The organism is Pseudomonas sp. LBUM920 (assembly GCF_003852315.1).
In the GTDB taxonomy this organism is placed as follows: Bacteria; Pseudomonadota; Gammaproteobacteria; order Pseudomonadales; family Pseudomonadaceae; genus Aquipseudomonas.
This window is the reverse complement of the sequence record NZ_CP027762.1, coordinates 429,358-455,107: the sequence shown is the minus strand read 5'-3', so window position 1 is coordinate 455,107 and position 25,750 is coordinate 429,358. Positions and strand designations below refer to the sequence as shown.

Annotated in this window: 25 protein-coding genes and 1 pseudogene; 21 read left to right on the top strand and 5 right to left on the bottom strand. The window is 61.1% G+C overall.

Annotated features, from left to right (window positions below):
- Positions 1-202: 202 nt before the first annotated feature.
- Together C4J83_RS02005 and rpmE are read right to left on the bottom strand one after the other, a co-directional pair.
- On the bottom strand, positions 203-1,471 hold the full coding sequence (locus C4J83_RS02005) for a malic enzyme-like NAD(P)-binding protein (protein ID WP_071497103.1): 1,269 nt from the start codon (positions 1,469-1,471) through the stop codon (positions 203-205).
- A gap of 287 nt (positions 1,472-1,758) precedes the next feature.
- On the bottom strand, positions 1,759-1,989 hold the full coding sequence (gene rpmE, locus C4J83_RS02000) for a 50S ribosomal protein L31 (RefSeq protein WP_049710411.1): 231 nt from the start codon (positions 1,987-1,989) through the stop codon (positions 1,759-1,761).
- Between the two features lie 437 nt (positions 1,990-2,426).
- Between rpmE and C4J83_RS01995 the strand changes: the two genes are divergently transcribed.
- From C4J83_RS01995 to C4J83_RS01945, 10 genes are all read left to right on the top strand, one after another.
- Complete coding sequence (locus C4J83_RS01995) at positions 2,427-4,646, top strand: primosomal protein N' (RefSeq protein ID WP_124416231.1); 2,220 nt, start codon at positions 2,427-2,429, stop codon at positions 4,644-4,646.
- Between the two features lie 204 nt (positions 4,647-4,850).
- Positions 4,851-6,587: an arginine--tRNA ligase gene (argS, locus tag C4J83_RS01990; RefSeq protein ID WP_119738059.1), complete on the top strand. Its 1,737-nt coding sequence runs from the start codon at positions 4,851-4,853 to the stop codon at positions 6,585-6,587.
- 1 nt (position 6,588) lies between these two features.
- Positions 6,589-7,290, top strand: a complete 702-nt coding sequence (locus tag C4J83_RS01985; protein WP_053253947.1) for an SPOR domain-containing protein — start codon at positions 6,589-6,591, stop codon at positions 7,288-7,290.
- A gap of 258 nt (positions 7,291-7,548) precedes the next feature.
- Complete coding sequence (hslV, locus tag C4J83_RS01980; protein WP_010563201.1) at positions 7,549-8,079, top strand: ATP-dependent protease subunit HslV; 531 nt, start codon at positions 7,549-7,551, stop codon at positions 8,077-8,079.
- A gap of 37 nt (positions 8,080-8,116) precedes the next feature.
- Positions 8,117-9,454 carry an ATP-dependent protease ATPase subunit HslU gene (gene hslU / locus C4J83_RS01975; RefSeq protein WP_119738061.1) on the top strand — a complete coding sequence of 446 codons (1,338 nt, stop codon included), beginning with the start codon at positions 8,117-8,119 and terminating at the stop codon, positions 9,452-9,454.
- Between the two features lie 148 nt (positions 9,455-9,602).
- Positions 9,603-9,980, top strand: a complete 378-nt coding sequence (locus C4J83_RS01970) for a gamma-butyrobetaine hydroxylase family protein (protein ID WP_124416230.1) — start codon at positions 9,603-9,605, stop codon at positions 9,978-9,980.
- A 249-nt stretch (positions 9,981-10,229) separates the two neighbouring features.
- Positions 10,230-11,909: a class II poly(R)-hydroxyalkanoic acid synthase gene (gene phaC, locus C4J83_RS01965; protein WP_106577521.1), complete on the top strand. Its 1,680-nt coding sequence runs from the start codon at positions 10,230-10,232 to the stop codon at positions 11,907-11,909.
- 152 nt (positions 11,910-12,061) lie between these two features.
- On the top strand, positions 12,062-12,907 hold the full coding sequence (gene phaZ, locus C4J83_RS01955) for a poly(3-hydroxyalkanoate) depolymerase (RefSeq protein WP_106577519.1): 846 nt from the start codon (positions 12,062-12,064) through the stop codon (positions 12,905-12,907).
- Between the two features lie 88 nt (positions 12,908-12,995).
- The gene (phaC, locus tag C4J83_RS01950) at positions 12,996-14,678 is read left to right on the top strand and encodes a class II poly(R)-hydroxyalkanoic acid synthase (protein ID WP_124416228.1); all 1,683 of its coding nucleotides are present in this window, start codon (positions 12,996-12,998) and stop codon (positions 14,676-14,678) included.
- A 27-nt stretch (positions 14,679-14,705) separates the two neighbouring features.
- On the top strand, positions 14,706-15,326 hold the full coding sequence (locus C4J83_RS01945) for a TetR/AcrR family transcriptional regulator (protein WP_119738067.1): 621 nt from the start codon (positions 14,706-14,708) through the stop codon (positions 15,324-15,326).
- A 174-nt stretch (positions 15,327-15,500) separates the two neighbouring features.
- On the opposite strand, the gene C4J83_RS01940 is transcribed toward C4J83_RS01945, so the two are convergent.
- The 3 genes from C4J83_RS01940 to C4J83_RS01930 all read right to left on the bottom strand — a co-directional run bounded on the left by C4J83_RS01940 (position 15,501) and on the right by C4J83_RS01930 (position 17,300).
- Positions 15,501-16,484 carry a phasin family protein gene (locus C4J83_RS01940; RefSeq protein WP_124416227.1) on the bottom strand — a complete coding sequence of 328 codons (984 nt, stop codon included), beginning with the start codon at positions 16,482-16,484 and terminating at the stop codon, positions 15,501-15,503.
- 12 nt (positions 16,485-16,496) lie between these two features.
- Positions 16,497-16,919 (bottom strand): phasin family protein, encoded by a 423-nt coding sequence (locus tag C4J83_RS01935; protein ID WP_106577515.1) that lies wholly within the window; start codon positions 16,917-16,919, stop codon positions 16,497-16,499.
- 105 nt (positions 16,920-17,024) lie between these two features.
- A complete protein-coding gene (locus tag C4J83_RS01930; protein WP_106577514.1) occupies positions 17,025-17,300 on the bottom strand; it encodes a polyhydroxyalkanoic acid system family protein in 276 nt (91 codons plus the stop codon).
- Positions 17,301-17,445: 145 nt separating this feature from the next.
- Here C4J83_RS01930 and ubiE point away from each other — a divergent pair, with 145 nt between their 5' ends.
- From ubiE to C4J83_RS30965, 11 genes and pseudogenes are all read left to right on the top strand, one after another.
- Entirely contained in the window at positions 17,446-18,216 is a 771-nt protein-coding gene (ubiE, locus tag C4J83_RS01925; protein ID WP_106577513.1) for a bifunctional demethylmenaquinone methyltransferase/2-methoxy-6-polyprenyl-1,4-benzoquinol methylase UbiE, read from the top strand.
- Positions 18,216-18,839 carry a ubiquinone biosynthesis accessory factor UbiJ gene (locus C4J83_RS01920; protein WP_106577512.1) on the top strand — a complete coding sequence of 208 codons (624 nt, stop codon included), beginning with the start codon at positions 18,216-18,218 and terminating at the stop codon, positions 18,837-18,839. Before ubiE ends, C4J83_RS01920 begins: the two co-directional genes overlap by 1 nt.
- Positions 18,836-20,440, top strand: a complete 1,605-nt coding sequence (ubiB, locus tag C4J83_RS01915; protein ID WP_106577511.1) for a ubiquinone biosynthesis regulatory protein kinase UbiB — start codon at positions 18,836-18,838, stop codon at positions 20,438-20,440. The genes C4J83_RS01920 and ubiB overlap by 4 nt, the downstream gene beginning before the upstream one ends.
- 41 nt (positions 20,441-20,481) lie before the next feature.
- A complete protein-coding gene (hisI, locus tag C4J83_RS01910) occupies positions 20,482-20,874 on the top strand; it encodes a phosphoribosyl-AMP cyclohydrolase (protein ID WP_012721796.1) in 393 nt (130 codons plus the stop codon).
- A gap of 2 nt (positions 20,875-20,876) precedes the next feature.
- On the top strand, positions 20,877-21,209 hold the full coding sequence (locus C4J83_RS01905; protein WP_003209299.1) for a phosphoribosyl-ATP diphosphatase: 333 nt from the start codon (positions 20,877-20,879) through the stop codon (positions 21,207-21,209).
- A gap of 25 nt (positions 21,210-21,234) precedes the next feature.
- Positions 21,235-21,525, top strand: coding sequence for a twin-arginine translocase TatA/TatE family subunit (locus C4J83_RS01900; RefSeq protein WP_106577509.1), 291 nt, complete (start codon positions 21,235-21,237; stop codon positions 21,523-21,525).
- Between the two features lie 10 nt (positions 21,526-21,535).
- A complete protein-coding gene (gene tatB / locus C4J83_RS01895; protein WP_124416226.1) occupies positions 21,536-21,967 on the top strand; it encodes a Sec-independent protein translocase protein TatB in 432 nt (143 codons plus the stop codon).
- Positions 21,964-22,755 carry a twin-arginine translocase subunit TatC gene (gene tatC, locus C4J83_RS01890; protein ID WP_124416225.1) on the top strand — a complete coding sequence of 264 codons (792 nt, stop codon included), beginning with the start codon at positions 21,964-21,966 and terminating at the stop codon, positions 22,753-22,755. Before tatB ends, tatC begins: the two co-directional genes overlap by 4 nt.
- A complete protein-coding gene (locus C4J83_RS01885; protein ID WP_119738074.1) occupies positions 22,752-23,459 on the top strand; it encodes a 16S rRNA (uracil(1498)-N(3))-methyltransferase in 708 nt (235 codons plus the stop codon). The genes tatC and C4J83_RS01885 overlap by 4 nt, the downstream gene beginning before the upstream one ends.
- Positions 23,460-23,790: 331 nt before the next feature.
- Positions 23,791-24,801, top strand: a pseudogene (locus C4J83_RS30970) (methyl-accepting chemotaxis protein); the annotation flags it as partial.
- A gap of 33 nt (positions 24,802-24,834) precedes the next feature.
- Entirely contained in the window at positions 24,835-25,707 is an 873-nt protein-coding gene (locus C4J83_RS30965; RefSeq protein ID WP_372239313.1) for a methyl-accepting chemotaxis protein, read from the top strand.
- Positions 25,708-25,750 lie beyond the last annotated feature (43 nt).

The window sequence follows — 25,750 nt, the reverse complement described above, 5'->3', positions numbered from 1 at the left end:
CGAGCTGACGGGGTGCAAAATGTGGGAGGGGGCTTGCCCCCGATAGCGAACTTCCAGCCAATGAAGCTGCTGACTGATACACCGCAATCGGGGGCAAGCCCCCTCCCACATCTGGATTCCTACGCAGCTCCAGTTAATCGCAGGCAATAAAAAAGCCCCGACTCGCAAGAGCCGGGGCTTTTTGTTGGTGCGCTACAACGGCTTAGCCGTTGAACACATCATCCACGCTTTGCAGCGGGTAGTGCTTCGGATACGGCAGGGTCGCCACACCGGTCTCGATAGCGGCTTTGGCCACGGCATCGGAGATCAGGGTGATCAGGCGCTTATCCATTGGTTTCGGAATGATGTACTCACGGCCGAATTCCAGCTTGATGCCACCGTAGGCGTCGCACACTTCCTGAGGCACCGGCAGCTTGGCCAGTTCACGCAGGGCGTTGGCGGCAGCGACTTTCATCTCTTCGTTGATGCGCTTGGCGCGAACGTCCAGGGCACCGCGGAAGATGAATGGGAAGCCCAGTACGTTGTTGACCTGGTTCGGGTAGTCCGAACGGCCGGTGGCCATGATCACGTCGTTACGGGTGGCGTGTGCCAGTTCCGGGGAGATTTCCGGATCAGGGTTGGAGCAGGCGAACACGATCGGGTTGGCCGCCATGGACTTGAGGCCTTCGGCGCTCAGCAGGTTCGGGCCAGACAGGCCGACGAACACGTCTGCACCGTCAAGGGCGTCAGCCAGGGTGCGCTTGTCGGTCGCGTGGGCAAACATCGCCTTGTACTGGTTCAGGTCGGTACGCTCGGACTGAACAACGCCCTTGCTGTCGACCATGAAGATGTTTTCCAGCTTGGCGCCCATGCTCACCAGCAATTTCATGCAGGAGATGGCTGCAGCGCCGGCACCCAGGCAGACGATCTGCGCGTCAGCCAGGGTTTTGCCAGCGATTTCCAGGGCGTTGATCATGCCGGCCGCGGTAACGATCGCGGTGCCGTGCTGGTCATCGTGGAATACCGGAATGTCGCACTGCTCGATCAAGGCCTTTTCGATCTCGAAGCACTCAGGTGCCTTGATGTCTTCCAGGTTGATGCCACCGAACGTGATGGAAATGCGCTTTACGGTGTCGATGAAAGCCTGCGGGCTTTCGGAGTCGACTTCGATGTCGAAAACGTCGATGCCGGCAAAGCGCTTGAACAGCACGCCTTTACCTTCCATGACTGGCTTGGAAGCCAATGGGCCAAGGTTGCCCAGGCCGAGAATCGCGGTGCCATCGGAAATCACTGCAACCAGGTTGCCTTTGCCGGTGTACTTGTACGCCAGTTCAGGGTCGCGGGCGATTTCACGTACGGGCTCGGCAACGCCAGGGCTGTAGGCCAGCGACAGGTCGCGGGCGGTGGCAGTGGCTTTGGTGAGCTCTACACTCAGCTTTCCTGGACGAGGATGGGCATGATATTCGAGAGCGGCAGTTTTCAAATCAGACATATCGGCATTCCGCTTTTACTGTTGGTCGACGGACCGCCGAGGATACGCGTGTCGCAAAGTCCCTACAAGACTGGGCAGTCACAGGTGTCAAGGGCCCTGCGCTACGACTTTTGGCCAAGAGCCACGGGATACAAGGGCTCAACTGTTCACAATCGCACTAAAAAATGTCTACAATTTTTTTATTAAAATCGATTTGAATCACGCGCAGCCAAATTGCAGGCACAAAAAAGGCGTCCCAAAGGACGCCTTCTTCAACAGCTGACAAAAACCCGGAGGGCTTTTGAGCCTTACTCTGCTGGAGTAGCAGGCTTCTTGCCGAAAGCACCAAAGCGATCTGCGAAGCGCTGTACACGGCCGCCGGTGTCCAGAGTTTTCTGCTTACCGGTGTAGAACGGGTGGCACTCGTTGCATACGTCAGTACCCAGTGGCTTGCACAGGTTCGAACGTGTTTCGAACTTGTTGCCGCAGCTGCAGGTTACTTCGATGGTTTCGTACGCTGGATGGATATCGGCTTTCATGGTGACTTCCTCGGGCTAGCGTGCCGCCACTCGACACTATTGTCGAATACCGCACGTAATTAGGCCGCGGATTCTACCAGACCTTTTTAAACGCGCAAGCGGCGCTTCCGGCCGATTTCCCACATATGAGCCCCTTTCATCAGAAAAACTGCCGGTTCACCACGATCAATGTGGGAGCCGGGCATGTTGTGGCGAGCAGGCTTGCCCTGCGCTGGGCTGCAAAGCAGCCCCAATAGGCCAATGGTGTTTTTGCAGTTAAAACTCGTTGTAGGCATCGGGGCCGCTGCGCACCTCAATGCAGGGCAAGCCTGCTCGCCACGATAGGCCCGGTTCCCACAGAAGTGCTGGCTGCTGCAGCAGAGACGGGACACCTCTACCGCAGGTCTGCTAGGCTCCCGCCCCTGCGCCACCGCCTGCCTTTATATGAGATTCCCCGCGTGCCCGACGCCATTTTGCGCCTAGCCCTGCCCTCGCCCCTGCGCCGTCTGTTCGACTACCGAGCCCCCGCCGGCGTGCTGCGGGCGCAGTTGCAGCCAGGCATGCGCGTGCGCGTGCCGTTCGGGCGCCGAGAAATGATCGGCATTCTGGTCGAAGTCGCCGACCACAGCGAAGTGCCCGCAGAAAAGCTCAAGCCCGCCATAGCCATCCTCGACACCACTGCGGCGCTGCCACCGGCCCTGTTCAAGCTGTGCCTGTGGACCGCTCAGTATTATCAGCACAGCCTGGGCGATACGTTGAGCTGGGCGCTGCCGGTGCTGCTGCGTCAGGGCGAGCTGGCCGAAGCACGCCAGGAGCGCTTCTGGTCGATGGTGCCCGGCGCGCGCCTCGATGACCCGCGCATCGCCCGCGCGCCGCGCCAGCGTGAAGCCCTGGCCACGCTGGCGCAGCATCCCCACGGCGTGGCGCATCAGCTATTGAGCAAGCTGATGCTGAGCAAGGACAGCCTCGACCTGCTGCTGGCCAAGGGCTTGGTGCAGGTGGAAATCCGCAAGCACGCTCCCGACCCACGCCACGAACACTGGCTGGCCCAGCCCGAACTGCCGCTGAACACCGAGCAACGTGCTGCTTATGAAGCGATCCGCGCAGGCTTCGACAGTTTCCACGCGTTCCTGCTGGCGGGCGTGACGGGCAGCGGCAAGACCGAAGTCTATCTGCAGCTCATCCGCGAAACCCTGCAGGCCGGCAAGCAGGCGCTGGTGCTGATCCCCGAGATCAACCTGGGCCCGCAAACCCTGGCGCGTTTCGAGCAGCGCTTCAACGCGCGCATCGCCCTGGTGCACTCGGCGGTCAACGACCGCGAACGCCTGGAGTCCTGGTTGGCCGCGCGGGACGGCGAAGCCGACATTATTATCGGCACCCGCTCGGCGCTGTTCACGCCGATGAAGAACCCCGGGCTGATCATCATCGACGAGGAGCACGACGGCTCCTATAAACAGCAGGAAGGCCTGCGCTACCACGCCCGCGATCTGGCGCTGGTGCGCGCACGCCAGGAAGACATCCCGATTGTGCTGGGCTCGGCCACGCCGTCCCTGGAAAGCCTGCACAACGCCTACACCGGCCGGTACGGACTCCTTCGTTTGAATGAGCGTGCAGGCGGCGCCAAGCAGCCGCGCTTCCTGCGCCTGGATGTAAAAAGCCGTCCACTGGACAGCGGCATTTCCGGACCGATGCAGCAAGCCATCGGCCAGACCCTCGCCGCCGGCCAGCAAGTGCTGGTGTTTCTCAACCGCCGAGGGTTTGCGCCGACGTTGCTGTGCCATGACTGCGGCTGGATGTCCGAGTGCGAGCGCTGCGATGCGCGCATGACCGTGCACCAGCGCCACGGCGAGCTGCGCTGCCATCATTGCGGCCATGTGGAGCGGGTGCCGCGCCACTGCCCGCAGTGCGGCAAAGTGGATTTGCGCCCAGTGGGTGCGGGCACCGAGCGCGCCGAAGAGCGCCTGGGCATTCTGTTCCCGGACTACCCGGTGCTGCGGGTCGACCGCGACAGCACTTCGCGCAAAGACGCGATGAACCAGCTGTTCGCGACCATCCAGAAAGGCCAGCCGTGCATCCTGATCGGCACGCAGATGCTTGCCAAAGGGCACCATTTTCCGCGGGTGACGCTGGTGTCGATCCTGGATGCCGACGGCGGCCTGTTCTCCGGTGATTTTCGCGCCAGCGAGCGCATGGCGCAGCTGATCGTGCAGGTCGCAGGCCGCGCCGGGCGCGCTGAAGAGCCGGGCAAAGTGATTATCCAGACCCACCTGGCCGACCATCCGCTGCTGATCCAGCTGACAGAACAAGGCTATTTCGCCTTCGCCGAGCAGGCGCTGAGTGAACGCCGCTCTGCCGGCTTGCCGCCCTTCTCTCACCTTGCCCTGCTGCGGGCCGAGGCCCATAAACCGGGGCAGGCGGAAGGTTTTCTGGATGAGGCATGCAGCGCCGCCGAACGTTTGCTCGGCGAACTGGGTCTGACCGGCATCGAATTGCTCGGCCCGGTGCCTGCACCTATGGAACGCCGCGCCGGGCGTTATCGCGCTCAGCTACTCTTGCAGGCAACCTCCCGCGCGCCCCTGCATCGGCTATTAAGTAGCTGGTTGCTTGCTCTGGAGCAAATGCCCAGTGGCCGCCAGGTGCGATGGTCGTTGGATGTGGACCCGGTAGATTTGTATTGATAGCAAAACCGCTATCGCAGGCAAGCCAGCGCCCACATTTTGAAATGTGAATACCCTTAAATGTGGGAGCGGGCTTGCCCGCGACGAGGCCCGCAGGTCTACCAACCCGTCTGAACGGTTGGCAAGCCTGCCCTCGCCACGGATAATGCCCAGTTTTTCCACCTGCGCATCGCGCGCCGCCGCTTGCGGTCGAAAGAGAACACCATGAAAGACACCATTCGCCAGCTGATCCAACAAGCCCTCACCCAACTCGTCAACGAAGGTGTGTTGCCTGAAGGCCTGACGCCGGCGATCCAGGTGGAAAACACCCGCGACAAGACCCACGGTGACTTCGCCAGCAATATTGCGATGATGCTGTCCAAGCCTGCGGGCATGAAACCGCGCGACCTGGCGGAAAAAATCATTGCCGCGCTGCCGGCTGACGACAGCGTCACCAAGGCCGAAATTGCCGGCCCTGGCTTCATCAACTTCTTCCAGAACACCCAGGCCCTGGCCTCGCGCCTGGACGCCGCCCTGGCCGACGCCAGGATCGGCGTGCGCAAGGCCGGCCCGCTGCAGCGCGTGGCCATCGACCTGTCGGCACCCAACCTGGCCAAAGAGATGCACGTCGGCCACTTGCGTTCGACCATCATCGGCGACGGCGTGGCGCGGGTGCTGGAGTTCCTCGGCGACACCGTGATCCGTCAGAACCACGTGGGCGACTGGGGCACCCAGTTCGGCATGCTGATGGCCTACCTGCAGGAAAACCCGATCACCAGCAACGAGCTGGCCGACCTGGAAAACTTCTACCGCGCCGCCAAAAAGCGTTTTGACGAATCCGAAGAATTCGCCGACCGCGCCCGTGGCCTGGTGGTCAAGCTGCAAGCCGGTGACGAGGAATGCCTGGCGTTGTGGGGCCGCTTCCGCGAGATCTCGCTGTCGCACTGCCAGGAAATCTACGAGTTGCTCAACGTGAAGTTGACCATGGCCGACGTGATGGGCGAAAGCGCCTATAACGACGACCTGATCAACGTGGTCAACGACCTCAAGGCCAAAGGCCTGCTGGTCGAGAGCAACGGCGCGCAGTGCGTGTTCCTCGAAGAATTCAAGACCGCCGACGGCGAGCCGCTGCCGGTGATCATCGTCAAGGCCGATGGCGGCTACCTCTACGCCACCACTGACCTGGCGGCCGTGCGCTACCGCAGCGGCGTGCTCAAAGCCGACCGCGCGCTGTATTTCGTCGACCAACGCCAGGCCCTGCACTTCCAGCAAGTGTTTGAAGTGGCACGCCGCGCAGGTTTCGTCACGCACCCGATGCACATGGAACACATGGGCTTCGGCACCATGAACGGCGCCGATGGCCGCCCGTTCAAGACCCGCGACGGCGGCACCGTGAAGCTGATCGACCTGTTGAACGAAGCCCAGGAACGTGCCTACAACCTGGTGAAGGAAAAGAACCCGGAACTGGCCGAAGCCGAGCTGCGCAACATCGCCCGCGTGGTGGGCATTGGCGCGGTGAAATACGCCGACCTGTCCAAGCACCGCACCAGCGACTACAGCTTCAACTTCGAACTGATGCTCAACTTCGAAGGCAACACCGCGCCGTACCTGCTGTACGCCTACACTCGCGTCGCCGGTGTGTTCCGCAAACTGGGCAAGGACTTCAGCGAAGTTGAAGGCCGGATCGTGCTGGATGCCCCGCATGAACAGGAACTGGCGGCCAAACTGGCGCAATTCGGCGAAGTGCTGAACAGCGTCGGTGAGAAAGGCACGCCCCATATCCTGTGCACCTATTTGTACGAAGTCGCCGGCCTGTTCTCCAGCTTCTACGAGAACTGCCCGATCCTCACCGCCGACGACGAAGCCCAAAAGCAAAGTCGCCTGCGCCTCGCCGCACTGGCTGGACGGACCCTCAAGCAAGGCCTGGAACTGTTAGGCCTGGAAACCCTGGAGCGTATGTAAGTTGGCTGCCAAGAAAAAACCTGCACCCAAGCGCGGCGCCAGCCGCTATCAAGCCCCGGCAAAGAAGCCTATACCGGGCTGGTTGTGGATGGCCATCGGCCTGGCGGTCGGTGCGTTCGTCGTGATCCTGATGAAGCTGGAGCCGGGCAAGGGCGATGACGTCAAGCGCGTCAAGCAAGAGCAGCAGAAGGCCACGAAAATGGCCGAAGCCAACAAGACGGCGCCAAGCCCGACTGCACCGGTGAAGCCGAAATACGACTTCTACACGCTGCTGCCGGAATCGGAAGTGATCGTGCCGCCCGACGCCGTGCCGGAGAAAACCCTGCCGACGCCGCAAGTGCCGACCACGCCGGTGACGCCAGCGGAAGCGGCGAAAATCGACACCGCGCGGGCGCAAGCTGCGCTGGCCGGGATCACCCCGCCGCCACCGCCGCCCGTGGCCACCACCAAGGCTGCGCCGGTGACCAAGTTCTTCCTGCAAGCGGGCTCGTTCCCGAAACAGGCGGACGCGGATCGCGTGCGTGCGCAGATCATCCTGCTGGGCCAGGCGGTGACGGTGGAGTCCGGCACGGTGAAGGATGCGACGTGGTATCGCGTGCTGGTGGGGCCATTCAGCAACCGTGAACAGCTGACCGTGGCGCAGAAGCAGCTGGCCGGCGCAGGGTTTAGCAACCTGTTGTTACAACAACGCCAGAGCCGTTGATTCAGAGTCAACGCGGATCAAAATGTGGGAGGGGGCTTGCCCCCGATAGCGGTAGATCAGTCACTATGTTTGGCGACTGAAGCGCCGCCATCGGGGGCAAGCTCCCTCCCACATTTGGTTTTGAGGTGTGCTTGAGAAAGTGTAAGACTTATAAACACCGCCCGTCCGCCATAACCCTCTACGGTTGAAATCCCTCCCGCCACCCCCATATGAGATTCCATCAGGGCATTTTCGCCCCGCTGCGTGGAGACTCTCCCCTTGACCACCATCGTTTCAGTACGTCGCCACGGCAAAGTCGTCATGGGCGGCGACGGCCAGGTTTCCCTTGGCAACACCGTGATGAAAGGCAACGCCAAAAAGGTGCGTCGTCTATACCACGGGCAGGTTCTCGCGGGCTTTGCCGGCGCTACCGCCGACGCCTTCACCCTCTTCGAGCGTTTCGAGGGCCAGCTGGAAAAACACCAGGGCCACCTCGTTCGCGCCGCGGTCGAACTCGCCAAAGAATGGCGTACCGATCGCTCCCTCAGCCGCCTGGAAGCCATGTTGGCCGTCGCCAACAAAGACGCGTCCTTGATCATCACCGGTAACGGCGACGTGGTTGAGCCTGAACATGGCCTGATCGCCATGGGTTCCGGCGGTGGTTATGCCCAAGCGGCGGCCAGCGCCTTGCTGAAGAAAACCGATCTGTCGGCCCGTGAAATCGTCGAGACTGCCTTGGGCATTGCCGGCGACATCTGCGTGTTCACCAACCACAACTTCACCATTGAGGAGCAGGACCTCGCCGAGTAAGCCGTAGGCTTATTCCCGCTTGAGGCCGCCAAACACTATGTCCATGACTCCCCGCGAAATCGTCCATGAACTTAATCGCCATATCATCGGCCAGGACGATGCCAAGCGCGCCGTTGCCATTGCGCTGCGTAACCGCTGGCGCCGGATGCAATTGCCGGAAGAATTGCGCGTTGAAGTAACGCCGAAGAACATCCTGATGATCGGCCCGACCGGCGTCGGTAAAACCGAAATCGCCCGGCGCCTGGCCAAATTGGCCAACGCCCCGTTCATCAAAGTCGAAGCCACCAAGTTCACCGAAGTGGGCTATGTGGGCCGCGACGTCGAGTCGATCATTCGTGACCTGGCCGACGCCGCACTGAAGTTGCTGCGCGAACAGGAAATGACCAAGGTCAGCCACCGCGCCGAAGACGCCGCCGAAGAACGCATCCTCGACGCCCTGCTGCCACCGGCGCGCATGGGCTTTAACGAAGATGCCGCGCCGTCGTCCGATTCCAATACCCGTCAGCTGTTCCGCAAGCGCCTGCGTGAAGGCCAGCTGGACGACAAGGAAATCGAGATCGAAGTCGCCGAAGTGGCTGGCGTGGATATTTCCGCACCGCCTGGCATGGAAGAAATGACCAGCCAGCTGCAGAACCTGTTCGCCAACATGGGCAAGGGCAAGAAGAAAAGCCGCAAGCTCAAGGTGAAGGAGGCGCTGAAACTGGTGCGCGACGAGGAAGCCGGGCGCCTGGTGAATGAGGAAGAACTCAAGGCCAAGGCGCTGGAAGCGGTCGAGCAGCACGGCATCGTGTTTATCGACGAGATCGACAAGGTGGCCAAGCGCGGTAACTCCGGTGGCGTCGACGTGTCCCGCGAGGGCGTACAGCGTGACCTGCTGCCGCTGATCGAAGGCTGCACCGTGAACACCAAGCTGGGCATGGTCAAGACCGACCACATCCTGTTTATCGCCTCCGGTGCGTTCCACCTGAGCAAACCAAGCGATCTGGTGCCGGAGCTGCAAGGCCGTCTGCCGATTCGTGTGGAACTCAAGGCGCTGACCCCAGGCGACTTCGAACGCATCCTCAGCGAGCCGCATGCGTCGCTTACCGAGCAGTACCGTGAGCTGCTGAAAACCGAAGGCTTGGCGATCGAGTTCCTGCCGGACGGTATCAAGCGCCTGGCGGAGATTGCCTGGCAGGTCAACGAGAAGACCGAAAACATCGGTGCGCGTCGCCTGCACACCTTGCTTGAGCGCCTGCTGGAGGAAGTGTCTTTCAGCGCCGGTGACATGGCCGGTGCGCAAAATGGCGAAGCGATCAAGATCGACGCCGACTACGTCAACAGCCACCTGGGCGAATTGGCGCAGAACGAAGACCTGTCTCGTTATATCCTGTAAGCCTCACTCAGGACCGCTTTGCTTTACTGTGGGAGCGGGCTTGCTCGCGAATGCGGTGTCTCAGTATCAGATCTGCTGACTGACACACCGCATTCGCGAGCAAGCCCGCTCCCACATTTTGAAGCCGGTTCCTTCAGGATTATTATCGATGTCGAAATTCCCTACCGCTGTAAACCTGCACAAAACCTCCAACACCCTCGGCCTCACCTACGGGCCCGATGAGGCCTACCAGCTCAGCGCCGAGCTGCTGCGCACCCACTCGCCTTCCGCCGAGGTCCAGGGCCACGGCAAACCCATCCTGCAATTCGGCAAGATCAACGTCAGGCTGATCAAGATAGAACCGGCCGGTCAGTACGCACTGAAATTGACCTTCGACGACGGCCATGACAGCGGCCTGTTCACCTGGGATTACCTCTACCAGTTGGCCGTGCGCCAGGAAGCCCTGTGGGCCGACTATCTTGCCGAGCTCAAAGCAGCCGGTAAAACCCGCGACCCGAGCGAGTCGGTCGTGCGGCTGATGCTCTAACTCAGGCGTCTTGCTCTTTAGAGGGCATTTTCTAATTTCATCTGCTTGAATGCCCTGTCGCGTGGTCAACGATTGGCCCGCTTGCGAAAAAAATTAAACTCGGGTAACCAATGGAACTGGCAAGTTCCCTGCATTTGACGATGCGGTATCAACGGTCACCCGAGTCGCAGTACCAGGCTGGTGTCGTGTATCGAAATTGGGTGCGCAGCAATCGCCGGTACTCGTCTTTCGGACAATGGAGCGTCGTAGATGAGTAACAAGAATAACGATGACTTGAAACGCCAGGCCTCTGAAAACACCCTGGGGCTGAACCCGATCATCGCGTTACGAAAAAAGGACTTATTAGCTTCGGCGAAGATGGTGCTGACCCAAGCCATCAAGCAACCGTTACACAGCGTCAAACACGTCGCGCATTTTGGTGTCGAGTTGAAGAACGTGATGTTCGGCAAATCCGCGCTGGTGCCCGAAGGCGATGACCGTCGCTTCAACGACCCGGCGTGGAGCCAGAACCCGCTCTACAAACGTTACCTGCAAACCTACCTGGCGTGGCGCAAGGAACTGCACGACTGGATCGGCGACAGCAACCTGTCGGAACAAGACATCAGCCGCGGCCACTTCGTGATCAACCTGATGACCGAAGCCATGGCCCCCACCAACAGCGCGGCCAACCCGGCGGCGGTCAAACGCTTCTTTGAAACCGGCGGCAAAAGCCTGCTTGATGGTTTGTCCCATCTGGCCAAGGACATGGTGCACAACGGCGGCATGCCGAGCCAGGTCAACATGGGTGCCTTCGAAGTGGGCAAGACCCTGGGCACCACCGAAGGCGCCGTGGTTTTTCGCAACGACGTGCTGGAGCTGATCCAGTACAAGCCGATCACCGAACAGGTGCACGAGCGCCCACTGCTGGTGGTGCCGCCGCAGATCAACAAATTCTATGTATTCGACCTGAGCCCGGAAAAGAGCCTGGCGCGCTTCTGCCTGCGTAATGGCCAGCAGACGTTTATCGTCAGCTGGCGCAACCCGACCAAGGCCCAGCGCGAGTGGGGCCTGTCGACCTATATCGAGGCGCTCAAGGAAGCAGTCGATGTGGTTACGGCGATTACCGGCAGCAAAGACATCAACATGCTCGGCGCCTGCTCCGGCGGTATCACCTGCACCGCGCTGCTGGGCCACTACGCGGCGCTGGGGGAGAAGAAGGTCAACGCCCTGACCTTGCTGGTGAGCGTGCTGGACACCACGCTGGACACCCAGGTAGCGCTGTTCGTCGACGAGCAGACCCTGGAGGCAGCCAAGCGCCACTCCTACCAGGCCGGTGTGCTGGAAGGCCGCGACATGGCCAAGGTGTTTGCCTGGATGCGCCCCAACGACCTGATCTGGAACTACTGGGTCAATAACTACCTGCTGGGCAACGAGCCGCCGGTGTTCGACATCCTCTTCTGGAACAACGACACCACGCGTTTACCGGCCGCCTTTCACGGTGACCTGATCGAGCTGTTCAAGAACAACCCGCTGGTGCGTGCCAACGCCCTGGAAGTGTGCGGCACGCCGATCGACCTCAAGCAGGTTACCGCCGACATCTACTCACTGGCCGGCACCAACGACCACATCACGCCGTGGCAGTCCTGCTACAAGTCGGCGCAGCTGTTTGGCGGCAAGGTCGAGTTTGTGTTGTCCAGCAGTGGGCATATCCAGAGCATCCTCAACCCGCCGGGCAACCCCAAGGCGCGCTACCAAACCAGCGATGGCCTGGCGGGCAAGGCGCTGGAATGGCAGGAAAATGCGACCAAGCACACTGACTCGTGGTGGCTGCATTGGCAGGTGTGGCAGGCAGAGCGGGCGGGTAAGTTGAAGAAAGCACCTACGAGTCTGGGTAACAAAACCTATGCGGCCGCTGAGGCGGCGCCGGGCACATACGTTCACGAAAGGTAGGCTGGAATGGGATCAAATGTGGGAGCTGGCTTGCCTGCGATGGCATCCACTCGGTAGGCCTGATACACCGCAGCGCCTGCATCGCAGGCAAGCCAGCTCCCACATTGACCGTGTTCCCGCAGGGAAATAGCGCCATTTTGCAGGGTAAGCCCATGCCGCAACCGTTCATCTTCCGTACCATCGACCTGGATGGCCAGGCCATCCGCACGGCGGTACGCCCGGGCAAGCCTCACTTGACGCCGCTGCTGATTTTCAACGGCATCGGCGCCAACCTTGAGCTGGTGTTTCCGTTCGTCCAGGCGCTGGACCCGGACCTGGAAGTAATCGCCTTCGATGTACCGGGCGTCGGTGGCTCCTCGACGCCGAGTCGGCCCTATCGCTTTCCTGGCCTGGCCAAACTCACCGCGCGCATGCTCGATTACCTCGACTATGGCCAAGTGAATGCCGTGGGCGTGTCATGGGGTGGCGCGCTCGCGCAGCAGTTCGCCTACGACTACCCGGAGCGCTGCAAAAAACTCATTCTCGCCGCCACCGCTGCCGGTGCGTTCATGGTGCCGGGCAAGCCCAAGGTGCTGTGGCTGATGGCAAGCCCACGGCGCTACATCCAACCGTCCCACGTGGTGCGCATTGCGCCGATGATTTATGGCGGCTCGTTCCGGCGCGACGCGAAACTGGCCGCCGAGCACGCGAGCAAAGTGCGCTCGGCCGGCAAGCTCGGCTATTACTGGCAGCTGTTCGCCGGGCTGGGTTGGACCAGCATTCACTGGCTGCACAAGATCCGCCAACCCACGCTGGTGCTGGCGGGTGACGACGACCCGCTGATTCCGCTGATCAATATGCGCATGCTCGCCTGGCGTATTCCCAACGCGCAGTTGCACATCATCGATGACGGTCACCTGTTCCTGATCACCCGGGCCGAAGCCGTGGCGCCGATCATCATGAAGTTTCTCGAAGAGGAGCGCCTGCGGGCCGTGATTCACCCGCGACCGGCCGTGTAAGGACCGCACTGCCGCGCAACTTGCCGAGAACCGACTATGGTTCTGAATTGGCGTGCCTGTTGTTGCCTTGACGAAGGAGTGTTGGCTCATGCGAGAAAGACCCGTGACGAACCCGGCGCCCACCCCTGCCGTGTTCATCAACGCGCAAAATGCAATCACCGGCCTGCGCGGTCGGGATTTGCTGGCGACCCTGCGCAGCGTCGCCGCCCACGGCTTGCGCAACCCGGTGCACACCGCGCGCCACGCCCTGGCGCTGAGTGGTCAGCTGGGCCGCGTGCTGCTGGGCGAAACCGTGCATGAGCCCAACCCCAACGACGCGCGCTTCATCGACCCGACCTGGAAGCTCAACCCGCTGTACCGCCGCAGCCTGCAAGCCTATTTGAGCTGGCAGAAACAGACCCGCCACTGGATCGACGACAGCAGTCTCAACACTGACGATCGCGCCCGCGCGCACTTTGCGTTCTCGCTGCTCAACGATGCGGTGTCGCCCTCCAACACCTTGCTCAACCCGCTGGCCGTCAAGGAACTGCTCAACTCCGGCGGCAACAGCGTGGTGCGTGGCGTGAGCAACCTGTTTGATGATCTGCTGCACAACAACGGCCTGCCCCGCCAGGTCAGCAAACACGCTTTCGAAGTCGGCAAGACAGTGGCGACTACCCCCGGCTCAGTGGTGTTTCGCAACGAACTGCTGGAGCTGATCCAGTACAAGCCCATGAGCGAAAAACAGTACGCCAAGCCGCTGCTGATCGTGCCGCCGCAAATCAACAAGTACTACATTTTTGACCTCAGCCCGGCCAACAGCTTTGTGCAGTACGCACTGAAAAACGGCCTGCAGACGTTTATGGTCAGCTGGCGCAACCCGGATGTGCGTCATCGCGAATGGGGCCTGTCCACCTACGTCGCCGCGCTGGAGGAAGCGCTGAACGTGTGCCGCGCGATCACCGGTGCCCGCGAAGTCAACCTGATGGGCGCCTGCGCGGGTGGCCTGACCATCGCCGCACTGCAAGGCCATCTGCAAGCCAAGCGCCAGTTGCGACGCATCTCCAGCGCCAGCTACCTGGTGAGCCTGCTGGACAGCCAGATCGACAGCCCCGCCACCCTGTTTGCCGATGAGCAGACCCTGGAAGCCGCCAAGCGCCGTTCCTACCAGCAAGGCGTGCTCGACGGCCGGGACATGGCCAAGGTGTTTGCCTGGATGCGTCCCAACGACCTGATCTGGAACTACTGGATCAACAATTACCTGCTGGGCAAGGAACCGCCGGCGTTCGATATCCTGTACTGGAACAACGACAACACACGCCTGCCTGCCGCGCTGCATGGCGACTTGCTGGACTTCTTCAAGCACAACCCGTTGAGCCATCCCGGTGGCCTGGAAGTGTGCGGCACGCCTATCGACTTGCAGAAGGTCACGGTGGACAGCTTCAGCGTGGCTGGCATCAACGACCACATCACGCCGTGGGATGCGGTGTATCGCTCCACGCAATTGCTGGGCGGTGAGCGGCGCTTCGTGCTGTCCAACAGCGGGCATGTGCAGAGCATCCTCAACCCGCCGGGGAACCCCAAGGCCAATTACGTCGAAAACCTCAAGCTGAGCAGTGACCCGCGTGCCTGGTACTACGACGCCCACCACGTCGAAGGCAGCTGGTGGCCACAGTGGCTGGAGTGGATTCAACAACGCTCCGGCGTGCAGCGCGAAACCCTGACCGCCCTGGGCAACCAGAATTACCCACCGATGGAAGCGGCGCCGGGCACTTACGTGCGTGTGCGCTGAGCTCAACGATCACATTAAGAAGACTGGATGAAGACCCGCGACCGTATCCTTGAATGTGCCTTGCAGTTGTTCAACCACAAGGGCGAACCGAACGTGTCGACCATGGAGGTAGCCAATGAAATGGGGATCAGCCCCGGCAACCTCTACTACCACTTCCATGGCAAGGAGCCGTTGGTGCTTGGGCTGTTCGAGCGCTTTCAGAATGAACTGGCGCCGCTGCTTGACCCGCCGGCGGATGCGCAACTCAGGGCCGAGGATTACTGGCTGTTCCTGCACCTGATCGTCGAGCGAATGGCCCATTACCGGTTCCTGTTTCAGGACCTGTCAAACCTGGCGGGGCGCCTGCCAAAGCTGGCCAAGGGCATTCGCACCTTGCTCACGGCGCTCAAGCGCACGCTGGCGTCGCTGCTCGCGCGCTTGAAGGCGGCGGGGCAACTGGTCAGTGATACCCAGGCACTGGGCCAATTGGTGGAGCAGATCACCCTGACGCTGCTGTTTTCGCTGGACTACCAGCGCATCCTCGACCGAGAAGGCGAAGTGCGCGTGGTGGTGTACCAGATCATGATGCTGGTGGCGCCGCATCTGTTGCTGCCGGCACGACAGGCGACCGAAAAATTTGCCCTCAAGTACCTGGATGACACGGATTAAAACCTGTGGGAGCGGGCTTGCCCACGATAACGCCAGATCAGTTGGCACCTATGTCATCGATTCACCGCCATCGCGGGCAAGCCTGCTCCCACAGTGGACATGAGGGGGTCATAAAATCGCCAATAAAAAACGCCCGACCTTCACAGGCCGGGCGTTTTTTGTGCCCTGAAAAAATCAGGACTGACTGGATGGCGTCGGGGTTGCCGGCGATGCAGTCGGGGCAGTAGCAGCGTGCGTCGGTGCGGACACCGAGTTGGCTGTCGAAGCGGTAGGCGCCGGCGTTGCAGGCTTGGCCGCAACCGCTGGTTTTGCCGCTGCGGGTTTTTTCGCTGCAGCAGGCTTCTTGGCGGCGGCTGGTTTTGCCGCTGGCTTGGCAGCCACAGCTTTGGCAGCCGGTTTTGCCGCGGCTGGCTTGGCCGCAGATTTCGCCGCAGGCTTGGCAGCCGGTTTTGCAGCAGCCTTTTTAACCGCAGGTTTCGCGGCCGCCTTGGCAGCAGGTTTAGCCGCTGGCTTGGCAGCTGCTTTAGCGGCCACGGGTTTAGCAGCAGACTTGGCGGCAGGTTTGGCAGCGGCTGTTTTAGCGGCAGGCTTGGCAGCCGGTTTAGCCGCCGATTTGCCCGGAGCCTTCGCCGCAGGTTTGGCAGCGGTTTTTGCCGCCGCTTTAACCAGAGGCTTGGCTGCAGTTTTCACAGCAGGTTTTGCCGCAGCCGTTTTAGCGGCAGGCTTGGCAGCTGGTTTGGCCGCTGCGGTTTTAGCCGGAGCCACTTTTGCGCCCGTGAGTTTTTCGATTTGACGGGTCAGCGTATCGACCTTGCCGTGCAGCGTCTTCAGCTCAGCCTTGCTCGGCACGCCCAGTCGCGAAATGGCACTGTTAAGGCGCTTGTCGAAAGTTTCTTCCAACTTGCCCCACGTGTCAGAAATGCTCGACTTGGCAGAACCCGCACTCGCCTTTGCCGCTTCTACTTTCTTACCGACTGTAGTCTTGGTCAACTTCTCGGCCTTTTCGCCGTCCTTGACCAAAGTCTCGAAGTACTTACCGCCGTCACTGCTAACCTTCGAGTACACGCCTAAACCAGCAAGCCAGATCTTACGGGAATATTTTTCAACTTCCCCGATCCACGAGCTGCCTTCTTTCTGAGTAGTCTTTTTAACAGCCATCCCGATGTCTCCTTAGTGTTTACGCGCGACACGTTCTAGCAATGCCGTCAGCTCTTCGAGCTTAGCAGAGAGTGTCTCAACGTCATGTTTAGACGCAATGCCGATCCGATTCAAGGCACTGGCAACACGCGTGTCAAAAGCTTTTTCAACTTTATCCAGTTGAACTTCAACCACACCTTTGACGCTTGAGACATTACTCTTGACTTGATCAATCTGACTGTTGGCAGCATCAAGTTGTTCAACGACAACTTTTTTGCCTTTACTTTCAACATGTTGACCAGTCTTAACCAGCTCTTTGAAGTACTCGCTGCCTTCACTGCCGACCTTGGCGTAGGCACCAAGACCTGCCAGCCAGATCTTGCGGGCGTAGCTTTTAACGTCACTCAGGGCGGTGGTCTGAATGTCGATTTTTTTCTTCAAAATAACTTTGGCCATGGTGCACCTCACGCAAATTAGGGTCGAGGAACGGCCCACAGGAGTTGAGGGCTTGGGCACAAAGTAGGGTGAAAAATTAGAATCGGCACCCTAAGCGCACTCGAATCAGGCCAACGCCTTATCCACGGCTTTCTCGATTTCGGATTTGATAGTGCCACTCATGGCCGACATCAACAGGCCCAGTTCCACATCAATGCGCAGCGAATCATCCGCCACAAGTACCGTGCCTTTAACCCCGGACCGTTTGAGCATCAGGGTGTCGCCGGACCACGTGGGCTCGAGGCCATATTGCTCTTTGAGTTTGTGCGCCAACTTCTCGGCCTTCGCCCGCGCGCCTTCTTTACCCAGGGAATGTGCACGCTCTACGGTAATACGGGCCATTGCAATGACTCCTCTTTATAACGACTCAGAACACCTGCCATGCGGCAAAAGGTCTCGGTGACCGTCTATCTTACCTTCAGCCTTGCCAAGACAAAGCAAGCCTTGGGGATTATCATGTCCCGCATTCTCTTTTGGTGACAGCGATATGACTGATCAGCGCAAAGGCAGCGATGCCGAACCCACCACTCACTTCGGCTTCAAGAACGTTCCGGAAAGCCAGAAAGCGGAAAAAGTCGCTGAGGTGTTCCACTCCGTAGCCGCCAAGTACGACCTGATGAACGACGTGCTGTCGGGCGGCATGCACCGCCTGTGGAAGCGCTTCACTATCGAGTTGTCGGGTGTACGCACCGGCAACCGCGTGCTGGACATCGCCGGCGGTACGGGCGACCTGGCGGCCAAGTTCTCCAAGCTGGTTGGCCCTACCGGTCAAGTAGTGCTGGCGGATATCAACGGTTCGATGCTCAAGGTTGGCCGTGATCGCCTGCTGGATAAAGGCGTGGCCGGCAACATCGAATTCGTCCAGGCCGACGCTGAAAAGCTGCCGTTCCCGGATAACCATTTCGACTGCGTGACCATCGCCTTCGGCCTTCGCAACGTAACGCACAAAGAAGACGCTATCCGCTCGATGCTGCGTGTGCTCAAGCCGGGTGGCCGCCTGCTGGTGCTGGAGTTCTCCAAGCCGACCAATGCGCTGATGTCCAAGGTCTACGACACCTACTCGTTCGCCTTCATGCCGTTGATGGGCAAGCTGATCACCAATGACGCCGAGAGCTACCGCTACCTGGCCGAATCGATCCGCATGCACCCCGACCAGGAGACCCTGAAGTCGATGATGGTAGACGCCGGCTTCGACCGCGTGACCTACCACAACATGACCTCGGGCATCGTCGCCCTGCACCGCGGCATCAAACCCTGATGCTGTTCGCAGGCCTTCTCGCCAGCGTTGAACACGGCCTCAATCGTGTTCTGCGCCTGGACAGCACCGCCCTGGCGCGGCTCGCGCACTTGAACGGCAAAGTCATTGCCGTCGACTGCACGAGCCCCGCCTTGCAGCTGTTTATCCTGCCCAGCGATGAAGGCGTGCTGCTCGCCAGCCAATGGGCCGCCGAAGCCGACTGCACCCTGCGCGCACCGGCGTCGAGCCTCTTGCACCTGGCACTGAGCCGCAACAAGACCGCCATCCTCCACGGCCCCGACGTGGAACTGGAGGGCGACAGCGCGGTGCTGATGGACCTGGCCGCCGTGCTGCAAGACCTGGAACTGGACTGGGAATACGAGCTGTCACGCTGGATCGGCCCCGTCGCCACCCAGTTGATCAGCGGGCACCTGCGCAGCCGCTCGCGCTGGTACCAGCAAGGGTTCGCCGCCCTCAACCAGAACCTTGCCGAATACCTGAGCGAAGAATCGCGCACCCTGGTCGGGGAACGGGAAGCGCAAGCGCGCTTTCGCGAACTCGACAAGGCCAAAATCGACCTGGAACGCCTCGAGGCGCGCGTTGAGCGCCTGAGCCGTTCCCTTGATCCAAGCGATAACGCATGAAGCTGCTCGCCGTCCGCCGTCTGTTTCGTATCCAGCGCGTCGTAATCCGCTACCGCCTCGATGACCTGCTGTTCGCCCTGCCCTTGCCGTGGTTTCTGCTGGCGGTGCGCTATGTACTGCCGTGGCGTTGGTTCCCGCGCAAACCGCTGGAGCTGAGCCGCGGCGCGCGCCTGCGCCTGGCGTTGCAGGATTTGGGGCCGATTTTTATCAAGTTCGGGCAGATCCTCTCCACCCGCCGCGACCTGTTGCCCGAAGACATCGCCGATGAGTTGATGCTGCTGCAGGACCGCGTGCCGCCGTTTGATTCCCAACAGTCGATGAAGCTGATCGAAGAGCAGTTGGGCAAGAAGATCAGCGACGTATTCAGCCGTTTCGACGTCGACCCGCTGGCCTCGGCCTCGGTCGCACAAGTGCACGCCGCGCAGCTCAAGACTGGCGAAGAAGTGGTGGTGAAGGTGATTCGCCCCGGCCTCAAGCCGATCATCGGCCAGGACCTGGCGTGGCTGTTCATTCTTGCGCGCGCCGCCGAGCGCTTCTCCGCCGACGCGCGCCTGCTGCACCCGGTGGACGTGGTCGCCGATTACGAAAAAACCATCTACGACGAACTCGACCTGCTGCGCGAGGCCGCCAACGCCAGCCAGCTCAAGCGCAACTTCGAAGGCTCGCAGCTGCTGTACGTGCCGCAAGTGTATTGGGACTGGTGCCGCCCCAAAGTGCTGGTGATGGAGCGCATCTACGGCGTGCAGGTCACCGACCTCGCCACCCTGGCCGACCAGCGCACCGACATGAAAATGCTCGCCGAGCGCGGCGTGGAGATCTTCTTCACCCAGGTATTCCGTGACAGTTTCTTCCACGCCGACATGCACCCGGGCAACATCTTCGTCAGCACCGTCAACCCGTGGAGCCCGCAGTACATTGCGATCGACTGCGGCATCGTCGGCAGCCTGACCCCGGAAGACCAGGACTACCTGGCGCGCAACCTGTTCGCCTTCTTCAAGCGTGACTACCGCCGCGTGGCGCAACTGCACATCGATTCGGGCTGGGTGCCGGCAGAAACCAAGCTCAACGAATTCGAAGCGGCCATCCGCACCGTGTGCGAACCGATCTTCGAAAAACCGTTAAAAGATATTTCATTCGGCCAGGTACTGATGCGCCTGTTCCAGACCGCGCGGCGCTTCAATATGGAAGTGCAGCCGCAGCTTGTTCTTTTGCAGAAAACCCTGCTCAACATCGAAGGCCTGGGCCGTCAGCTGTACCCGGACCTCGACCTGTGGAACACCGCGCAGCCGTTCCTGGAGCGCTGGATGCGTGAGCGGGTCAGCCCGAAAACCTTGCTGGGCAACCTGCAAAGCCAGGTCGAGCAGCTGCCGCATCTGGCCAACATGACGCGCGACCTGCTGGAGCGCATGTCCCAGCCCCATGCCAAAGACCCCGCGCCGCCCTGGCAGAAGCGCAAGGACGATTGGTTCCTGCGCCTGCTGGGCGCCGCGCACCTGGTGGGCGGCGTGATGCTGGCCATCGGTGGGCCGTTGAACCAACTGGGCCACTGGCCGGCCGGCATCATGGTCGCCGTGGGTGTTTATCTGATCGTGCGCCGATAGCCGATCCGGTTATACACTGTCGCAAATTGCCGGAGCGGAACATGAAAGACTGGCTGGACGAGATCAAATGGGACAGTGACGGCCTGGTGCCGGCCATTGCCCAGGACTACAAGACCGGGCGCGTGCTGATGATGGCCTGGATGAACCGTGAGGCCCTGAGCCTCACTGCCACTGAGCAGCGCGCCATTTACTGGTCACGTTCGCGTGGCAAACTGTGGCGCAAGGGCGAAGAGTCCGGGCACGTGCAAACCCTGCACGAGATGCGCATCGACTGCGACGCCGACGTGGTGATCCTCAAAGTCGAGCAGATCGGCGACATCGCCTGCCACACCGGCCGTCACAGCTGCTTCTATCGCGTGTTCGAGAATGGCGAATGGAAGGTGGTCGAACCGGTGCTCAAAGACCCGCACGCCATTTACTCGGCAGGACACTAGACATGAGCGATACCCTCAACCGCGTGGCCCAGGTGCTGGAAGACCGCAAAGGCGCGGACGCCGACAGCTCCTATGTCGCCAGCCTGTACCACAAGGGTTTGAACAAGATTCTGGAAAAACTCGGCGAGGAATCCGTCGAAACCATCATTGCTGCCAAAGACGCACAGATCAGCGGCGACTGCAGCGATGTCATCTACGAAACCGCTGACCTATGGTTCCACAGCCTGGTCATGCTCGCCCAACTGGGGCAGCATCCACAGGCCGTGCTGGACGAACTGGACCGTCGCTTCGGCTTGTCCGGGCACGCCGAAAAGGCCTCGCGCCCGTCCGCCTGAATAACTTTTACAGAGGAATTGCAGCATGGGCATTTTTGACTGGAAACACTGGATCGTCATTCTGGTGGTGGTGGTACTGGTGTTCGGCACCAAGAAACTCAAAAACCTGGGCACCGACGTGGGCGAGTCGATCAAGGGCTTTCGCAAAGCCATGAACGATGACGAAAAGCCAGCCGACCCCGTGGTCAACCCTGTCGTTAACCCAGCGCCGCCGGTCCAGCCTGTGCACCCGCAGGCCACCCAGCCCATCACCGAGCGTCGTACCTTCGACGTGCAGGCTGAAAAAGTCCAAGAGCCGACCCGCAAAGACTCGTGAGGACTGACTAATGTTTGGTATCAGCTTCTCTGAACTGCTCCTCGTCGGCCTCGTCGCCCTGCTGGTATTGGGGCCGGAACGCCTGCCCGGCGCCGCGCGCACGGCCGGCCTATGGATCGGGCGCCTGAAACGCAGTTTCAACGCCATCAAACAGGAAGTTGAACGGGAAATCGGCGCCGACGAGATTCGCCGCCAACTGCACAACGAACATATCCTTTCGCTGGAGCAGGAAGCGCGCAAGATTCTGTCGCCGGTCAATGAGCCGAGCAAACCGGCAGAGCCCGTGGCCGAGCACAGCATCGCGCCGCCGCCTGTGGCCGAAGCTGCACTGGTGTTGGAACACACCCCGGCACCCACCGCACCTGCCCCGACAGCGCCAGCGCCGACGCCCGTTGCGTCGCCCGCTCCCCATGACCCTACATTGCCGCCGCGAGCCCCATGAGCGCTGATAAACCGGAAAACGACCAGCACATGCCGCTGGTCTCGCACCTCACCGAGCTGCGTACCCGCCTGCTGCGTTGCGTAGCGGCCATCTTCATCATCTTTGCCGGGCTGTTCGCCTTCACCCAGCAGATCTACACCTTCGTTTCGACACCGCTGCGCCAGTACCTGCCGGCCGGCGCAACGATGATCGCCACCGACGTGTCGTCACCGTTCCTGACGCCATTGAAGCTGACCATGATGGTTTCGCTGTTCCTGGCGATTCCGGTGATCCTGCATCAGATCTGGGGCTTTATCGCGCCGGGCCTGTACAAGCACGAGAAGCGCATCGCAGTGCCATTGCTGGTGTCGAGCATCCTGTTGTTCTACACCGGCATGGCCTTCGCCTATTTCCTGGTGTTCCCGCTGATCTTCAAGTTCTTCGCCGCCGCCACTCCGGCCGGCGTGGAGATGATGACCGACATCACCAGTTACCTCGACTTCGTGATGACGCTGTTCTTCGCCTTTGGCGTCGCCTTCGAAATCCCGGTCGCCGTGGTGCTGCTGGTATGGATCGGCGTGGTTGACGTCAAGTACCTGAAGAAAGTGCGCCCGTACGTGATCATCGGTTGCTTTGTGGTGGGCATGATCCTGACGCCACCGGACATCTTCTCGCAGACCCTGTTGGCTGTGCCGATGTGGATGCTGTTCGAGATCGGCATCCTGTTTGGCAGTTTGATCAGCAAGCGTGGCGAGCACCCGGACGACCAACCCGCCGACGACGATCAGCCGCCAGCGACCCAGTCGTGAACCTGCTGCTGCTTGAGGAGGCCGACTTTATCGCGGCCGACCGGGTGATCCTGCGTGATCGCCGCCTGGTGCATATGCAGGACGTCCACCGCGCTGCGGTGGGCGACAACCTGCGTGTGGGGCGCATTGGCGGGCTGATGGGCAATGCCCAACTGCTGCGCCTGGAACCCGGCGAAGCCGAGCTGCAAGTCAGCTTCGACCTGCAGCCGCCGGCCAAACTGCCGCTGACCCTGCTGCTGGCCCTGCCGCGCCCGAAGATGCTGCGCCGGGTGTTGCAAACCGTTGCAGCCATGGGCGTGCCCAAAGTGGTGCTGCTCAACAGCTACCGCGTGGAGAAGAGCTTCTGGCAAACCCCGTTCCTTGAGCCCGAGGCGATTCGCGAGCAGCTGGTTCTGGGTCTGGAGCAGGCGCGCGATACGGTGCTGCCCGAGATCGTTATCGAAAAGCGCTTCAAGCCGTTCGTCGAAGATCGCCTGCCGGCCATGACCGCAGGCACCCTCGGCCTGATCGGCCACCCCGGCGACTACCCGGCCTGCCCGCGGGCGCTGGATGAGCCGGTAACGCTGGCCATCGGCCCGGAAGGTGGCTGGATACCCTACGAAGTGGACCTGCTGACCAAAGCCGGACTGCAACCCGTGCAGCTTGGTGCGCGAATCCTGCGCGTAGAAACCGCCGTCACCGCCCTGCTCGCCCGCTTGTTCTAAACCTCACCGCCCGCCAACAACACTGCCATCGGTAGCAGCGCGCCTGTTATGGCGGGCGGGCTTGCCCCGCGTTGGGGCGCGAAGCGATCCCAAAACGGTCAGCTCGTTACGCCTGACAGACGCGGCGTTGCTCTGACTGGGGCTGCTGCGCAGCCCAACGCGGGGCAAGCCCGCTCGCCACAACAAGCCCGCGGGCCACGGCCAGCCCGCCCACCACACCAAGCCTGCCCGCCTCAAGACGCGCCACATGATCCATCGCGCCTACAGAATAATCCTGCCCAGCCGATAGCCTCTGAATAAGTCCAAGCCTTGTTCAAAGGGAGTTCGCAGCATGTATCGTTGGTTAGCCGAAAAACTGGGGAATGTGAGCGTCAACCGCAAGCTAAGCATTGGCTTTGGCTTGGTGTTAGTCCTGACGTTGTTGACCACCTTCACCGGCTGGACCGGCCTGGGCGATGTGATCAGTCGCGGTGACAAACTGGGCTTTATCTCCAGCCTCAACGGCCTGACCAAAGATCTGCGTCTGGCGCGCCTGGACTTTGAAATGCGTCGCGGCGAACAAGGCACGGATGCGGTCAACAGCCTGCTCACCCAGCTGGACAACGGCCTTAAAACTGCACAAACCCTGATAGAGCAGCCCGACGACAAGGCCCTGGTGGAGCAACAACAGGAGGCCTTGAACCAGTACAAAAAAGCCTTCGCCACCATGGTCCAGGCCGGTCTGAAGCGCGAAGGCGCGCGCAGCAAGCTCGGCGACACCGCCGACAACGCCGTGGCCAAGACCAATGAGGTCGAGAAGGCACTGCTGCAAGGTGACAGCGTCACCCAGTTCAACAGCGTGGTCGACTTGAGCAAGCTGATCCAGCAATCACGCTTCCAGGTGCGCGGCTACACCTACAGCGCCAAGGCGGAAGCCGAGCAGCCGGCCCTGGATGCCATCGACAACGCCCTCAAGAAAATCACCGACCTGCAAGGCCAATTGCCTGCCCAGTATCAGGCCAACCTGCAAGAAGCCGGCGTGTCGCTGCAAGCCTATCGCGCCGCCGTCAGCCAGTACCGCGATTCCCAGGTCGCCAGCGCTGCGGCCCTGAAAATCATGACCGAGCAAGGCGATATCCTGCTGGGCCACAGCGAAAAACTCACCCTCTCGCAAACCGCAGTACGCGATGCCGACGCGGCGCAGGCCAAACAGCTGTTGCTGCTGGCCACCGTACTGGCGCTGATCTTCGGCATGGTCGCCGCCTGGGCCATCACGCGCCAAATCGTCATTCCGCTGAACCAGACCCTCAACGTCGCTGAGCAAGTCGCCTCTGGCGACCTGAGCCACAACCTCAACTCTGCGCGCCAGGATGAGTTGGGGCAGCTGCAACGCGCCATGCAAAGCATGACCGTCGGCCTGCGCGAGTTGATCGGCGGCATCAGCGATGGCGTCACTCAGATCGCCAGCGCTGCCGAGCAACTGTCGGCCGTCACCGAGCAGACCAGCGCGGGGGTCAATAGCCAGAAGGTCGAGACCGACCAGGTGGCCACTGCCATGAATGAGATGGCAGCCACCGTGCAGGAAGTAGCGCGTAACGCCGAAGAAGCCTCTGAAGCCGCCGTGGCCGCTGACCAGCAGGCCCGCGAAGGCGACAAAGTCGTGGGTGAGGCCATCGCCCAGATCGAGCGCCTGGCCACTGAGGTGGGCAACTCCACCGAAGCCATGGGCCATCTGAAACGCGAGAGCGACAAAATCGGCAGCGTGCTCGACGTGATCAAGTCGGTGGCCCAGCAAACCAACCTGCTGGCGCTTAACGCCGCGATCGAGGCTGCGCGTGCCGGTGAAGCCGGACGTGGCTTTGCCGTGGTCGCCGATGAGGTGCGCAGCCTGGCCCAGCGTACGCAGAAGTCCACTGAAGAGATCGAAGAGCTGATCGTCGGCCTGCAAAGCGGCACCCAGCAGGTGGCGACCATCATGGACAACAGCCGTGGCCTCACCGACAGCAGTGTCGAGCTGACCCGTCGGGCCGGCAACGCGCTGGGCAATATCACACGCACGGTCTCGACCATCCAGGCGATGAACTCGCAGATCGCCACCGCCGCCGAGCAGCAGAGTGCCGTGGCCGAAGAGATCAACCGCAGCGTGCTGAATGTACGCGATGTGTCTGAACAGACCTCTTCGGCCAGTGAGGAAACCGCCGCCTCCAGTGCCGAACTGGCGCGCCTGGGGATTTACCTGCAAACCCTGGTTGGCCGCTTCCGCATCTGAGCCGCCTTGCACGGCGGCCGACCCGGGCCGCCGAATCCCTTGA